The following is a 14,962-nucleotide window of genomic DNA, read 5'->3' on the forward strand; positions in this document are numbered from 1 at the left end:
CGCCATTAGGTCTCTTAGGACATGGTCCGAAGGAACGGAAATCGTAAATTGCCAAGCAACCATCGCGTTCGGCGATGAGAGATGGGGGCGATCGTCGCTACGAAGGTTTGCTCGGTCCAAAGTAGAGACCGCGCTCGAAGCCTTCATAGAGTTTCAGAGTGATCGGATCCCCGAAAGGCAGTATCTGCGTCATGATCACGCCGCCTATGCTTCTGTAGCGATCCACCCAGAAATAGGTATTGGCAAGGCCAGCCCAGGTCATGCTGCCGGCGCTACGCCCATTGGGCGAATCACTCGTATTGAGCAGAAAACTCAATCCCCATTTCTGCGGCATGCCAGGGAAAAAATCAGTATCGTTGGCGAGATCCTTCAACACCGAGGTGAGCACGCCTGCCTTGATGTCGCCGATGCTATTCTGGCCCATGAGTTCGACGGTATCCGGCTTGAGCACGACAGTGCCATCCTTGGCTCGCCCGTCATTCAAGAGCATCTGGATATACGACGCGTAGTCGCCAGCGGTTCCGTAGATGCCGCCGCCGCCCATGAAGAATTCGGGCTGCTGGGAGATCTCATGCTCGATCGGAACAAGCGAGCCGTCTGCTTGGCGGCGATGCACGTCCGCCAGGCGCTCGCGCCACGCCGGTTTTATCAGAAACGCCGTGTCGTGCATCCCAAGGGGCGCGAACAGGTGCTCGCGCAGATAGTCCTCGAGCGATAGGCCGCTGACAGCTTCGACGACCTGCCCGGCCCAGTCGATGCTGATGCCATATTCCCATTTCTCGCCCGGATCGGCCACCAGAGGCTGAGCGAGCGAACTCAACTTGCAGTCGACTAGCAGCGGTATGTGGTTCTCGCGCATATAGCGCTCGACCGCCTTATTCCAAATGTCGTAGCCATAGCCGGATGTGTGCGTCAGCAGATGCCGGAGTGTGATCGGCCGCTTGGCCGGCCGCACCATTGGCGTGCCGTTCGCGTCGAAACCATCGAGAACCTCTGGTGAGGCAAGCGACGGCAGGACGCTTCCGATCGGCTCGTCCAGAGCGACCCGCCCCTGCTCCACCAATTGCATCGCCGCCGTCGCCACCAGGGCCTTGGTCATCGATGCGTACCAGAAGACTGTGTCCAGCGTCATCGGTGCGCGCCTGGTAAGGTTACGCAGGCCGAAGGCGCCCTCATACAGCCGGGTCGTTTTGTCGACCGCGATGGCAACGACGCCGGGCACGTCACCGCGCTGCGCCGCCCTGCGAAGCAAGGCGTCGATCGAATGCACATCGCGTGTGGTCACTATTGCGTCTCTCCCAGGGGCGTTGTCGTAACTGTCGGCGCCAGAACGGCGAGCTCGCCCGCTATGTCCTCCATCTGCTCGCCTCCTGCCATCAGCGACAGCAGTTCCGTGCTGCTCTTTTCACCGCGCTTGAAACTGGCCGCAACACGACCCTGGATCAGGACGGTGAACAGGTCGCCCACGAGCGTGGCATGATGTGCATTGTGCGTTATGAAGACAATGCCGACACCCTCGGCACGCGCGGCCTCTATGAAGCGCAGCACGGTAGCGGCCTCCTTGACACCAAGTGCCGATGTCGGCTCGTCCAGAATCAGGACGCGGGCGCCAAAATACATAGCTCGCCCGATTGCAAGCACCTGTCGCTCACCCCCCGATAGCGATCCCACCAATTGGTTGCCGTCGCGCACACGCGTGATCCCGAAGCGCCTTATCTGCTCCACGGAGACGCGGTTCGCCTTCTCGATGTCTAGCCGCTGGAACGGCCAGACACCTTTCTTGGGCTCGGCGCCAAGAAAAAAGTTCCTGCCCACGCTCATCAGCGGAATGGTGCCGATATCCTGATGCACTGTGGCGATACCGCGCGCTCGGGCATCGCGCGGATCGGTGAATTGCGTTTCCACGCCATCAAGTAGGATCTTGCCTTCACTAGGACCGTGAAAGCCCGACAGGATCTTAATTAATGTCGACTTGCCGGCACCGTTGTCACCTAGAAGGCAGACCACCTGCCCGGCTGGAACGCTAAGAGACACGTCAGTAAGCGCCTGGACGCCGGCAAAGCGCTTGGAGACGCCTTGCAGTTCGATGAGGGGGCGGTTTTCAGAAGCCATGCAGAACCTCGCGCTGTCGGCTGGCCAGCGCTCATGGCGAGGCGCCGGAAGTAGTGATTGGTGATCACGGCCGCCATCAGCAGAACGCCGAGAAAGAGCTGGACCCAGTCGGTGCTCCATCCGGTGTAGAAGATGCCGATGTTGATGACGCCGAAAATGACGGTGCCGAGAAACACCCCGAACGCGGAGCCGTAGCCGCCGCCGAGCAGGACGCCGCCGATTACGGCGACGATCGGTGCCTGAAAGACATAGCCGAGGCCGGCAGTCGCGTTGCCGGAATGATATCCGACCGCCTGGATGACACCGACAAGGCTCGCGCCAAGACCGGTCATCATGAACAGCACGATCTTGACAAAACCTGTCGGTACTCCGGCGCCGCGCGCCGCGACAGGGTTTCCACCGGTCGCGAATATCCAGTTGCCGAACGCGGTCCTCGCCAGTACCCAACCGCCAAAGATCGTGATGGCGAACCACCACAGGATCGAGATGTTTGCCTGGCCCCAGTTCGATGCGAAGACAGCATCTGAAAGCGGTGTCGACTTCACCGAGACCGAGGTGGTGTTGCTGAGCAGCCGCGCCAGGCCAAGTGACAGGCCGCCTATGCTGAAACTGCTGGCAAGCGTCACGATGAAGGACGGCAACCCGGTGCGCACGACAAGGAGACCGTTCAGGACGCCGACAGCCAGGCCAAGTGCAAGGGTGGCTGAGATCATGAGCCACACGGAAAAGCCAAACAATGTCGTGCCGATCGCAACCGTGATCGACGCCGCGCCTACCACCGCGCCGACCGACAGGTCGAACTCGCCCGCAACCATGAGAATGCCGACCGGTATGGCGATGATGCCGAGCTCGGCTGCGGTGTTGAGCCATCCGGCGGTGCCGTCGAAGGTTACGAAGCCGTACCGATAGGCCGTCGCCGCGAAGAAAGCATAGACGAAAACGGTGGCTACGAAGGCACCGAACTCGGGTCTGCGCACTAGACTGGACGGAGACCAGCTCCGCATTGGCCGGGAGGTGGCGGCCGATGCGTCACGCAGCGCCTGTGTTTCCAATGTCATGAGCGTCATCCGGCAAGTGCTGGGATTGGTTGAGAAGATCCGAGGGACAGTGAAGGCAGGATCTCGGGCGCGCCACGATCGCAGGGAGCTGGCGCGTAATCAGGACGCCCCTCTGACGCCGGGATAGGTCCCGTTGACTTTCAGCACCTCGTCAACATTGTCCTTGGTGATCATCAGCGGACCGGTTGATATCTGACCCATTGGCAGCATCTTGTATTGCACATACTGGTATGCCGCGAGCAAGGCGTAGTAGCCGTCGAGATATGGCTGCAGGTCGGCGATGAAGAGCAGGTCGCCGTTCTTCAAGGCTTCGAGCGAGCCGAGCGACAGGCCGAGCGAAGCATTGACGATCTTTCTTCCGCTCTGCTTGACGGCCTCCACGGAAGCAACGCCCTGCACGGCGCCAATGGTCCAGATCGCATCGATCCTCTGATCGCTTTGCAGCGCACCACGGATGGCGCTGCTGACAAAAGTAGGGTTGCTGGCATCGGAGAACTGGATGGTCAGGACCTTGGAGTCGCCTCCGGCCGCCTTGAAGGCATCGTTATAGCCGAGGCAATCCAGGTCCAGCGTGGTGTTGCCGGGAACGTGATTGACGCAAAGGCCGAATTTTGCACCGGCCTTGATCTCCCTCTCACCAACCGAGCGACCGAGGTCACGGGCGCTGAAGCCTACGTATGAAATCGCGCCGATATCCCGCCAGGAAGCGCCACCATCATGCTGAATGATGACCGGGATGCCGCTGGCCGTGATCTCCTTGATGATGGGGTCGAGCGTGTCCGGGAAGTAGTTGCCTATGACCATGGCGGCCGGCTTCTGGCTCGCGGCCTGCTTCACCAGCTTGGCGTAGTCGGCGACGAAATTGTTGGGATCGGTGCCGGTGATCCACTGGTAGTCGACATTGAGGTCACGAGCAGCGTCGTCGCCGCCCTTCTTCATCGCGCCGAAAAAGGGATCCCATAGCGGGCCGCCCAGCATGACGATGCGCGGCTTGTCCTGGGCGCTGGCGGCACCGGCCGCGCTTAGCGAAGCCAAGACGCAGACACCCAAAAACGCAACTGCGGCCACGCCGCGCCGTGCCAGCGAAGCTGGTAGCATGTTCATGATCTCCTCCCAAAAGAACCGGCCGATAAGACCGACATGAATTGGTCTAGGTCAAACGGCTTTGGGCGCTAAGTCGTGGTTGAGCATCCAACCATCGCGATGCGCGAAGCTTGCCGCGACGACTTGCTTGGCCGCGGAGGCAACGCGGCTCAGCCGAGCTGCTTTGTCATACGGCCGCGCCGCGCGCGCTCGCCGGCTGCGTTCAAGGTCAGCGCAACCAGAAGGATCAGGCCGTACATGATCTGGATGTAGAAGATCGAAACCTGCGCCAGCGTGAACAGGGTCTGGATCAGGAAGAGCAGCGTGCCGGCCGCGGCTGCACCCAGCATGCCCCCTCGCCCGCCGGTCAAGGCGATGCCGCCCAGCGCGACGGCAGCGATGGAGGTCAACGTGTACGGAACGCCGACGCGTGGATCACCCGAACCGAGGGCAGCGGTAAACACCAGCCCAGCGATCGCCGCCAGCACGCCGCCAATGACGTAGGCGATGATGCGCACGCCCGCCACATTGACGCCCGATGCGTAGGCAGCGCGCGCATCCCCTCCAACGGCGAGCAGGTTGCGGCGGTAGCCTGTCCGCTCGAACGCCAGCCAGACAAGGCCAAGCACGATGAGCAGGACGAGCATCCCCGAAAGTCCGCCATAGCTGCCTGCAAGACCGAGCAGCCATTGCGGCGCCAGACCGCCGGCCATGGGCAGCATCTCTAGCGTAATGCCCTGGAAGGCGAGGAACGTGCCCAAGGTTGCGATTATCGGCTGGACGCGCACGACTGCGATGAGGAAGCCGTTCAACAGGCCGGACAAGATGCCGACGCCCAGCGAAGCGCCGATGATTGTCACCGGATCGGCCCACCCATTCGGCACGAGGATCGACGTCACCATGGCATTGACGAGCCCCGCAAGCGGCCCGACCGAAAGGTCGATCCCGCCCTCTCCTGAAAGCACGGGCGCGGTCTGGGCCATGGCGGTGATGATGAACGGCGCCACGCCGATGAGCATGCCGTTCCAGTTCGTCACATCGGTAAAAGCGGGGCTGGCGAAGGCGTTGAGAGCAGTGAAAATGACCACCGCAATGAGCACGGGCCATGCGTAGCTGCGGTCGCCGAGCCACTTCATGTCGAGGTCTCCAGTCGGCGTTGCGAGAACATCGCATCGATCAATGCGCGTTCACTAAGGTCGCCGCGCTCGACGATCGCGCTGACGGCGTGATCGTGAAACACAACCACCCGGTGGCAAAGCAGGCACAGTTCCACCAGTTCGGTCGACAGCATCAGGATGGAAACGCCGCTCAAAGCGAGATTATTGAGCACCTCGTAGAGGTCGCGCTTGGCACCCAGATCCACACCACGCATCGGATCGTTCAACACCAACACACGCGGTTGGGTGGCGATCAGACGCCCGAGTAGCGCCTTCTGCTGGTTGCCGCCACTCAGCGCCGATATCGGCGTGTCGAGCCCAGCCATCTTGACCCTGGTCCGCCGAGTGACCTCGCCGGCGACCTCTATCCGCTTCCTTGTGCCCAGCACACCCCAACGGGCGAATGAGCCGAGCGCCGATACGGTCACGTTGTCGAGCACCGACAGCGGGGCGAAGATACCCTCGGATTTGCGGTCGCGCGGCAGGAACGCGATCTTCGCGCGCGACGCGTCGCGTTGCGACCGTATGGTGATGGTCCCGACGTGCACTGTCCCCGTGGGCGCGCGACGCAGACCAGCGATGCACTCCAGCAGGGCGACCTGGCCGTGCCCCTCCAGCCCCCCCACGCCAATGATCTCGCCGCGACGAAGGTCGAGATCCAGTGTCGGCTTGCCTTCGAGAACCGACAGGCCTCGCACGCCGACGATCACCTCGGCATTGGCGGGAATAGTCTCGCCGCAGCCTTCGCCTTCCGCCGCCCGCGCACCTTCGCGCGTCGACATCAGGTCGAGCAGGATTTCGCTCGATACTGCGCCGCGCTCCAGCGATGCGACGCTCCGGCCAGATCGAAGTACCGTCGTGCAATCGGCAAGGGCGTGAATCTCGTCCATGCGATGCGAGACAAATAGGATCGATCGCCCTTCGCCACGGAAACTTCGTAGCACTTCGAAGAGACGATCGCGGTCTTCGATATCGATCGCGGAGGTCGATTCATCGAGGATAAGCAGGCGCCAGGGCCGCATAAGAGACCGTGCGACGCCGATCATCTGGCGGTTGGCGAGCGATACCGTGCCGGCCAGCCGCTCGATATCAAGATTGCCGATACCGACAGCCGCCAGTGCTTTCCGCACGGCTTCGCGCTCGCGCAAGGGGGTCATCTTGCGACGGATCATGCCGTCCAGGCCCAACATGACATTGTCACGAATTGACATGTCTGGAAGGACCAGCGTCTCCTGGAACACCGTAGCAATGCCGGCGTCCTGCGCGGCACGCGGATTCGCGAAACTGGCTTGCCGGCCGAGCCAATCCAGTGTGCCCGCTTCTGCGCGGACGATGCCGCTGAGTATCTTGATCAGCGTGCTCTTGCCCGAACCATTCTCTCCGACAACGGCATGGATTTCGCCCTCGCGGATCGACAGCGAGCAGGAATCAAGCGCGATCGTTTCGCCAAATGTCCGGCGAAGCCCATCCGCGGACAGAAGCAGCGGCATGCCCTTGCGGTCGGCGGGCGGTTCTATCGCGCGCTGATGGACCGCGCTGTTCATATGCACATACTCAGATGCGGTTCGCGGCCATAGAGCGCCACGAGCCCGACGATCAGGAAACCGAGGAATATCTGCTGTGCCGCTTGGTCGAGCCCGAGACCGACAAGGAGGGTGCTAAGTTCTGTTACGACAAGACAGCCGGCAATTGTGCGCCCATAGCCGCCGCGCCCGCCGGTCAGCGGCGTGCCGCCGACGACGACTGCTGCGACAGTGGTGAAGAGGTAGGCTGCGCCGACGGTCGGATCGGCCGCTCCGCTGAAGCCTGCAAGTAGAATGCCCGTCGTCGCTGCCAGGAAGGCACTGAGCGCGTAGACACTCATCCAGACGAGCAGCATCGGCACGCCGGCCAATTCGGCGGCGCGAGGATTTGCCCCTGCGGCGAACATCCAGCGGCCGAGCTTGGTCTTGCGCTCGAGGAATAGGATGCCGCCGGCGATGAGCAGCCAGATCACCACGGAGCCGGGCAGCGGGATGGCACCGGTCTTGCCGATAACCGAAACCATGTTGACGAGCCAATCAGGCACAAAGCCCGAAACCTCGCCATGCGTCCCTGCCCAGATGGCGCCAAGGATGATCGAGCCGCTCGCCAGCGTCACCACGAGCGGGTTGAGCTGCAGGTATCGGGATGCAAAGCCGTTTGCCAGACCGATCAGCGTCGCCAGCGCTAGAATGAACACGGCCGCAGCAAAAGCGGAATAGCCGGCGCCGTAAAGCAGCGCGAACAGCACGTTAGACAAGCCGATCACAGCCGGGATCGAAAGGTCGAAGCCGCCGATGACGATCGTCAGGGTCTGGCCGATCGAGGCGATGCCAAGCAGACTGGAAAGCAGCAGAAGCGACAGCAGGCTTATGACGCTGGCATAGCCGGGAATGAAGACGTTTATGACAAAGAAAAGGATGAAGGCGAGGAGAAACGGGGCCAAAGGCCCGGCCACTCGTTGGATGGTCTTGAGGGACAAGTCGGTCAAAGTGCGACTACCATTCATACCCGACGGGTGTGATCCTTTGAAAAGCAATGCCGCGCACGATGCGCAACTCCCTTATGGGTGCCCGCGCTGAACGCGAGCACCCATCGTGGTGCATTTCACTGCGGCTGGGCGTTGGTCGAGACGATCTCAACCTTGGCTCTCGGCTCGCCGCCGGTGAAGAACTGCTCGAAATACGAGTCCGGCACGAGGTGCAGGTCCTTGCCGTTGGCGAAGCAGGTGCTTTGCACGGTCATGGAAGCGTCGTAGTAGTCATTGAAGTTCTCCGCCGTGATGCTGGGCAGCGGCATGAAGATGGTGTTCACCTTCGGTTTTTGCCCGGCCATCATGTGCAGTGCAGGAATGAAGGCGGAATAGGCCATCGGACCGCCATCCTGGACAAAGGTGTTGGCGGTGAGGTTCTTTTCCTTCCAGTAAGCAAGCAGGCTGCAAAGGTTGGTGACTTCGGTGATGATCGGAAGCGCACGGCCCGACTGCTCGAACGCTTGGCCCACGCCAACGCCCATATTGCCTGTCGAGAACACAGCGTGCACAGGCTCAGGATGCGTCGCCAGGAACTTCAGCACCTCGGTTTTGGCCACCGACCCAGTCCACATGCCAAACAGGCTGCCGGCGACCTTAATGTCGGGAAACGCCTCGACGGCCTTCCGGAAACCTGTCTCCTGAGCGACCGTGTTCGCGGTCCCGGGCTGTCCGTTCATGATGAGGGCGGTACCTTTGCCGCCCAATTGCTTGGCGATCCACTCACCTTCGTACTGACCGCGATAGTAGGGATTGGTCGCTACGTTCAGCGCTTCCGGGCAGGTGACCGTCGAGTCGATGGTTACGAAAAGGATGCCCTTGTCGAAAGCCTCCTTGATGCCCGCGCAAAGGCCGGTCGCAGACCCCGGATAGCTCATGATCAGGTCACAGCCCTGCGCGATCTGCGCCTTCAGCTGCGTGAGCTCGAGGTTGATGTCGCCGTTAGAGTTCGTGACGTTGAGTTCGGGTTCAGCGAGGCCTTGATCGGCCAATTGCTTGGTCAGCGCCTTCAGCTCCGCCACAAGGTTGGCGCGCCACGAATTCCCAAGATAGGAATCATTGTGGCAAATCTTCCATGGCGGCGCATGGGGCTTCCAGTTAGCGAACGGATCGGCGACTATATTGGTCGCATACCAGTAGCCGCCGTAGTATTTCTGCGCCTCCTTCGGCACGGCGGCCAGCGCGGCTGCCTGCTCCTCGGCCGTCGGATCGGCCGCGTGACTAGCCGCCAGCCCGACCAACGAAAATGCTGCCGTGCAGGCCGCCACGGTGATCACGCGGGCGAACCGTACGGCTCTGTTCTTCCAGGTAAGCATGCTCTCCTCCCCTTTTTATCATGAGGTTCGCAAACCGCCGGAAGGACGAATCTAACCCTCGCCATGAGGGTACTCATAGCAAACGTTAAAGACCCTCCCTGCTGGCCTGTTTGGAACAGAACCCCTGCGATGGTTATAGGAGACACTGACAATTCAGCCGAAGTCGTCGTTGGCTATGCGGCCATCGCCCCAGACGATGTCCATGGGCGCGCTCCGCAGTTGCGACTGTCACTAGGTGAGGCGACTTCCTCAGGGCAAGACGGGCATCTTGTAGTTTGCCAGGAACTCCGACCAGCCTGTATTGATGTGCACTTCCATCGCACCCGTAGCGCCCTCAACATCGCCCCGCTCCAGAGCGGCCAGAAGCGTCACGTGTTCATCGAAAACGCGCGACTGCCTGCCCGGCATCTGGCTCAGCAAGTCGAGCGGATATTTGGCCCAGAGTATGCGCACGAAATCGAGCGTCTGCGCCTGGCCTGCCAGTTCGTATAGCCGGAAGTGGAAGCGAAAATTCTTCTCCTGGCAGGCGGCGCGGTCGCCAGCCCTGGCGGCCATGAGAAGATCGTGGTTGATGGCTTTGAGAACGTACAGATCGTTCGGCGACATGCGCCGCGCAGCTTCCGCGGTCAGGCGCGTTTCAAGCAACTGTCGTAACTGGTAGAGTTCCTCGGCACCTTCGATCAGGAAGGGTGCGACGATCGCGCCGCGATGGGCACTCACCGCCACATAGCCCTGGGCTTCCAGCAGCCGCAGCGCCTCGCGCACCGGCGTGATCGAGACGCCGAGCATCTTGGCGATCTCGGCCTGCTTCAGCTTCTGTCCACGCGCGAGGACACCGACGATGATCTTTTCGCGCAGCACTTCAGCAATCTGATACTCAGCCGTCGTCCGTGATTTCAAAGACCAGTCGCCGCTGTCGTCGGCGAGACTGCGCTTGCTGATCTGTTGCTGCAATGCGTCGAGCGGCTGGTGGTCGGTCATTCCTCATTTCCGAAGCCGACACTCGAAACTGCTGGTCGACCTACATCAGGATTTCCATGTTCGTCCCGTTCCCGCAACCACAATCGAGCGGTTCAGCGTTCGACGGGCATCAGAATATTGATTTCTTCAGCCGGACTCTTGAGATCGGTTGATTTCGGCCTCTTGGCGAGTTGGGATCACGGTGGATTTTTTCCCATCGCGCACCCTAACGGAAGCATGGAGGAGTATCGTCAGTGAGCGACAAGGACCAGTTGGTCATTCCCGTCAAAGCCGTCCGCGATGGCGTCAATAAGGACCCGGAGTTTGCGATTGCCGCCCGCTTCTGGAACGCCCGCATCCGCTTCTACAGCAACGAGGCGGACGAGTATTTCATGGAGATCCGGGATGGCCGCGTCGTGGACTTCCAGCAAGGAAGCGACGGCTACAAGTCGTCGACCATCTATGTCGGCGGGCCGCGGGAAACCTGGCGCGACATCCTGAAGCCGGCGCCGGCGCGCTTCTGCAACGACTTCTTCCCGGCGGCGATCCATCGCGGCATGCGGCTCGGCGGCGATCTGTCGTCGCTCTACGCATATTACAGCGCCTTGCAGCGAATCCTCGCCGTGATGCGCCAGGAGATCAACGGCGTGAAGGCTTGAGGGACGGATGATGGCAAAGTTTGCAAAGATGGAATGCGGCTATCTGTATCTGACCCTGGATGACACCGAGTACCGTATATACCTCGAACAGGCTGGCACCGGCATCCCGGTGCTGCTGCAGCACACGGCAGGCACCGATGCGCGCCAATGGCGGCACCTTCTCGAGGATGAGGAACTCACCCGGTATTTCCGTTTCATCGCGTGGGACTTGCCCTACCATGGCAAGTCGCTGCCTCCCCTCACCCACCGCTATTGGGAGACTGGCTACAAGCTCAAGATGGACTGGTTCCTGCGCTACGTGCTCGAGTTGTCAAAGGCGCTCGAGCTCGACAGACCCGTCTTCATGGGCTGCTCGATGGGTGGGCTGCTGGCGACCGATCTGGCGCTTTACCATCCCGAGCATTTTCGCGCCGCGATCGCGCTTGAGCCTCTTATCAAGAGCCCCGAGCCTGGCACGCTGACAGACTGGTACTGGCACCCAACGACATCCAACGACACACGCGCCGCCTTGCAACACACACAGTGTTCGCCGAGCAGCCCGGAGGTCTACCGCCGCGAGACGATCTGGATGTACAGCCAGGGGGCGCCGTCGGTCTTCCCGGGCGACCTGCACTATTATGTCGAGGAGCATGATCTCACGGATACGGCCAAGTATATCGACACGGCGAAGATCGACCTCTATTTGCTGAATGCCGATTACGACTGGTCGGCGACGGTCGAGGAAGGGCGTCAGCTTGCGTCGATGATACCCGGCTCGAAATGGGTGCATATGCGCGACATGGGCCACTTCCCCATGGCCGAGAACCCGGCGAAGTTCCGGGAGTATATCGTGCCAATCCTCGATGAGATCAGGGCGAAGTCAGCAAAGCGCACCGGCTGATACCGCCCCGGGAGGCCAGCGAAAAACGCAGGAAGCAAAATCGTCGACGCTTTTTCCAACCTGGATCCTGGTTTACTTGACGCTGCCCGCCGTCAGCCCGCCGATCAGCCACCGCTGCGCGAACAGCCCGATCAGATAGACCGGTATAATGCCGGTGAGAGACGCTACCGCCATCTGGCCGAAATTTATCAATCGCTCGCCCTGGAAAAGAGCTATCGCCACCGGCAGCGTTCGGCTGCCTTCGTCATTGCTGAAGGCGGAGGCGAGCAGGAACTCATCATAGGCGAGGATGCCACAAATCAAACCCGTTGCCACGAGGCCTGGCGCCATGACTGGGCCGACGAGGCGAAAGATGATCGTGAAATACCCAGCACCGTCGATCTTTGCCGCTTCGTCGATTTCCACGGGCACCCGTCGCAGGAAGCCTGACAACAGCCAAAAGGCCACCGGCAGGTTGGCTATCCCGTTGACCAGGATAAGGCCAGACAGGCTGTTGAGCAGACCAAGCCGACGCAGAAGCAGAAAAAGCGGAATGAGCGCGACCACCGGCGGCGCCACGTAGGTCGCCAGCGTGAAGGCCGGAAGGAAGCGCCCGCCGACCTTCAACCGCACCATGGCGTACGTGGCTGGAAAGGCGACGGCGAGCGTCAGCAGGCTGCTACAAACCGCGACCAGCAGCGAGTTCGCCAGCAGGCGAAACAGTGGGATGATCTGGAAGGTGTTGATCCAGTTCGCCAGTGTCGGTGCCTGCGGCAGGAAATACCCGGTAAGCACCTGGTCTGGCGTCTTGAAGGAAACCGAGACGAGATACGCAATCGGTAACACAAAGAAGCCGACCATGACCGCGGCACACCCTGTTGCGACCCGGCCCCGCGACTTCCCCCCAGCTTGACTGGAATGGCTCATCCCGACCTCGTTTCGCTGCGTTTGTGAAGCCAGGTGATAGGCAGGGTGACAATACTGACGAGGATGGCGAACACCAGCGTTTGGGCTGCGGCCAGACCGACATCGAACTCCTGCATGGCAGTGCGCCATATGCGGAAGGTGGTGACGGTGGTGCTGAATCCCGGCCCGCCGAATGTCAGACCATAGACGAGGTCGAAGAGCTTGAACGCGATCACGACGCGCAACAGCAAGATGGCAAGCAGCGTCGGCATCAGCATCGGAAGCGTGATCTGCCAGAAGATCGTTCGCGGCGACGCGCCGTCGACACTTGCCGCCTCGAACACCTCGTCTGGCAAGGTCTGGAGCGCCGCATAAGCGAGGATCGCCACGAACGGCGTCCACTGCCAGGTATCGGCGACAGCGACCGAAAGGAAGGCTGCGGGCATGGTGCCGAGGAATGAGACCGGCTGGTCTATGATGCCGGTGCGCAACAGCACGCCGTTGAGCAGGCCGCCGGCGGGCGCAAGGATCAATTTCCAGGCCACGGCCACCATCATGGGCGGCGTCATCAGCGGCAACAGGATAAGGCTGCGCACCCACCTCGCCTGCTTCAGACTTGAATGCAGCATCATCGCGATCGCCAAGCCAAGTGCGAGCTGGATCAATGCGACGGGAATTGCGAAAATCGTCGTCCTCAACAGGGCCGCCTGAAAGTCGCCATCGCGCTGAATGGCGGCAAAGTTGGTCAGAACCGGCCAATGCTGGAACTGCCGCCCCAGCGAGCTCTTCGACAGCGACAACGCAAGCACGTCGAGAAACGGATATATGGCAAAGGCGGAGAGGCCGAGCAGCAGCGGCGCGACCAGAAGGAACCCTGCCAATCGCGAGCCGCTTACCGTCGCTCCGGCCGATGTGGAAACCGGGTTGCCTCTATCCATTCAGCATTGCAACCCAAGCCGCCTGGGCATCTTTCATGGCCTGCTCGGGGGTCTTGGTCTGAGCGAGAACCAATGCAAGTTCGTCAGCCAGGCCTTGCAGCATCTTGGACGCCAGTGCCCCGGTAGGCCAGGCAAGCGCGCCATTTAGTGCCTGGGCGCCAGCAGCCTGAACCTTCGGCGCCGCCGCCTTGTACTGGCTGCTGTCGAGAACCGACGTGAAGATCGGATCGATGCCACTGCCGGGAGTCAGTGTCAGCTTGAGGTTCATTTCCTTGCTGCAGGCAAACTTGACCAGTTCCCAAGCGGCGTCCGGCTGCTTCGAGCCGGCCGAGATCGCCAGGCCGAAACCGGCGTCGAGCGAGCCGCGATGCTGTTTGTTGGCGCCGCCAATCGGCATCTGCACCACGGTCCACTTGTCAACAATCTGCGACATTGCCGGATCCTGTGCGTTGACCCCGAGATCGGTCCAGAACTCGATCATGGCCGCCTTACCGGAGAGGAAGGCCGGCAATCCTTGCTCGAACCCGGTTTCCAGCGGCGTCGGCAGAGCATACGGAGCAACGTTAAGCATGGCCTGGACGGCCGCGATGCTGACTTCCGAATCGAGCAACGGCTTGCCGCTGGCATCGAAGAAATCGCCACCCAGACCAGCCAGCCGGTTGGTGTAGCTGCAGCCTATCATGAAAGGGTTTTTCACACCGAGCAGCGCGGTGCCGAAGATGCCGTTCGCTGTCTCGGCCTCCGTGATGACCTTCGCCGTCGCCAGATATTCGTCCCAAGTCGTGGGCGGCTTCTGGCCGCTCCGTTCCAGGATCTCGGTGTTGACGAACAGCACGTGCGAATCGCCGTCATATGGCACCCCCCAGCGCTTTCCCTTGTACAGTGTGTAGGGATCGTAGATCGACGGCAGGAAGTCCGCAGCGGCATAATCCTTGGCAATGCGGTCGGTAACGTCGACGACCGTGCCGTCTTCGGCGAGCGCGCCGAGCAGACAGTACCAGTAGTCGATGACGTCGTAGACGTTGGATCCGGACTGGACGTCGAGGGTCGCCTTTTGCTGGATCTGGTCGTTGGGAACCGGCAGTACGTTGACCTTCGCGCCGGTCGCCTTGCCGAACTCGTCTGCAACTATGCGTCCACCGGTGACGTGCGGCTGGATCACCATAAGATTGAGTTCGATACCCTTGAGATCGGGCGCGCTCCATGCCTGCCGCGGCATCAGAGCGGCTGCCCCCAGCATTGCTGACGTGCCGAGCAATTGCCGTCGTGTCAGCGACATTTGCTGCATGAGTTCCATCAAGTTACTGCTCTTCATTGCGCATTCCTCCACCAGCCTGCTTCTTAGTCGTTTTAGAAAGAGCCG

Annotated in this window: 14 protein-coding genes; 2 read left to right on the forward strand and 12 right to left on the reverse strand. The window is 61.1% G+C overall.

The window, feature by feature from the left end:
* Nucleotides 1-97: 97 nt before the first annotated feature.
* The 9 genes from FJ867_RS17540 to FJ867_RS17580 form a co-directional block, all read right to left on the reverse strand.
* Nucleotides 98-1,285, reverse strand: coding sequence for a serine hydrolase domain-containing protein (locus FJ867_RS17540; protein WP_246675074.1), 1,188 nt, complete (start codon nucleotides 1,283-1,285; stop codon nucleotides 98-100).
* Nucleotides 1,285-2,088 (reverse strand): ATP-binding cassette domain-containing protein, encoded by an 804-nt coding sequence (locus FJ867_RS17545; RefSeq protein ID WP_246675083.1) that lies wholly within the window; start codon nucleotides 2,086-2,088, stop codon nucleotides 1,285-1,287. Before FJ867_RS17545 ends, FJ867_RS17540 begins: the two co-directional genes overlap by 1 nt.
* Complete coding sequence (locus FJ867_RS29045) at nucleotides 1,992-3,170, reverse strand: ABC transporter permease (protein WP_246675075.1); 1,179 nt, start codon at nucleotides 3,168-3,170, stop codon at nucleotides 1,992-1,994. Before FJ867_RS29045 ends, FJ867_RS17545 begins: the two co-directional genes overlap by 97 nt.
* 99 nt (nucleotides 3,171-3,269) lie before the next feature.
* Nucleotides 3,270-4,274: a substrate-binding domain-containing protein gene (locus FJ867_RS17555; protein WP_127326396.1), complete on the reverse strand. Its 1,005-nt coding sequence runs from the start codon at nucleotides 4,272-4,274 to the stop codon at nucleotides 3,270-3,272.
* 149 nt (nucleotides 4,275-4,423) lie between these two features.
* Nucleotides 4,424-5,389 (reverse strand): ABC transporter permease, encoded by a 966-nt coding sequence (locus tag FJ867_RS17560; RefSeq protein ID WP_024504913.1) that lies wholly within the window; start codon nucleotides 5,387-5,389, stop codon nucleotides 4,424-4,426.
* Nucleotides 5,386-6,954: a sugar ABC transporter ATP-binding protein gene (locus tag FJ867_RS17565; protein WP_140818043.1), complete on the reverse strand. Its 1,569-nt coding sequence runs from the start codon at nucleotides 6,952-6,954 to the stop codon at nucleotides 5,386-5,388. Before FJ867_RS17565 ends, FJ867_RS17560 begins: the two co-directional genes overlap by 4 nt.
* Entirely contained in the window at nucleotides 6,951-7,877 is a 927-nt protein-coding gene (locus FJ867_RS17570; protein ID WP_181168384.1) for an ABC transporter permease, read from the reverse strand. The genes FJ867_RS17565 and FJ867_RS17570 overlap by 4 nt, the downstream gene beginning before the upstream one ends.
* A 161-nt stretch (nucleotides 7,878-8,038) precedes the next feature.
* Nucleotides 8,039-9,277, reverse strand: coding sequence for a substrate-binding domain-containing protein (locus tag FJ867_RS17575; RefSeq protein ID WP_024504910.1), 1,239 nt, complete (start codon nucleotides 9,275-9,277; stop codon nucleotides 8,039-8,041).
* A gap of 249 nt (nucleotides 9,278-9,526) precedes the next feature.
* Nucleotides 9,527-10,258: a GntR family transcriptional regulator gene (locus tag FJ867_RS17580; protein WP_050580511.1), complete on the reverse strand. Its 732-nt coding sequence runs from the start codon at nucleotides 10,256-10,258 to the stop codon at nucleotides 9,527-9,529.
* Between the two features lie 233 nt (nucleotides 10,259-10,491).
* Here FJ867_RS17580 and FJ867_RS17585 point away from each other — a divergent pair, with 233 nt between their 5' ends.
* Both FJ867_RS17585 and FJ867_RS17590 read left to right on the forward strand, forming a co-directional pair.
* Nucleotides 10,492-10,896 (forward strand): hypothetical protein, encoded by a 405-nt coding sequence (locus tag FJ867_RS17585; RefSeq protein ID WP_024504908.1) that lies wholly within the window; start codon nucleotides 10,492-10,494, stop codon nucleotides 10,894-10,896.
* A 10-nt stretch (nucleotides 10,897-10,906) separates the two neighbouring features.
* Nucleotides 10,907-11,776, forward strand: a complete 870-nt coding sequence (locus FJ867_RS17590; RefSeq protein ID WP_206517133.1) for an alpha/beta hydrolase — start codon at nucleotides 10,907-10,909, stop codon at nucleotides 11,774-11,776.
* Between the two features lie 72 nt (nucleotides 11,777-11,848).
* Here the strand turns inward: FJ867_RS17590 and FJ867_RS17595 are convergent, their stop codons facing one another.
* From FJ867_RS17595 to FJ867_RS17605, 3 genes are all read right to left on the reverse strand, one after another.
* The gene (locus FJ867_RS17595) at nucleotides 11,849-12,616 is read right to left on the reverse strand and encodes a carbohydrate ABC transporter permease (protein ID WP_236382678.1); all 768 of its coding nucleotides are present in this window, start codon (nucleotides 12,614-12,616) and stop codon (nucleotides 11,849-11,851) included.
* 62 nt (nucleotides 12,617-12,678) lie between these two features.
* Nucleotides 12,679-13,599 (reverse strand): sugar ABC transporter permease, encoded by a 921-nt coding sequence (locus FJ867_RS17600; protein WP_024504905.1) that lies wholly within the window; start codon nucleotides 13,597-13,599, stop codon nucleotides 12,679-12,681.
* A complete protein-coding gene (locus FJ867_RS17605) occupies nucleotides 13,592-14,929 on the reverse strand; it encodes a sugar ABC transporter substrate-binding protein (RefSeq protein ID WP_246675076.1) in 1,338 nt (445 codons plus the stop codon). Before FJ867_RS17605 ends, FJ867_RS17600 begins: the two co-directional genes overlap by 8 nt.
* Nucleotides 14,930-14,962 lie beyond the last annotated feature (33 nt).

Source organism: Mesorhizobium sp. B2-5-3 (assembly GCF_006441005.1).
Taxonomy (GTDB): domain Bacteria; phylum Pseudomonadota; class Alphaproteobacteria; order Rhizobiales; family Rhizobiaceae; genus Mesorhizobium.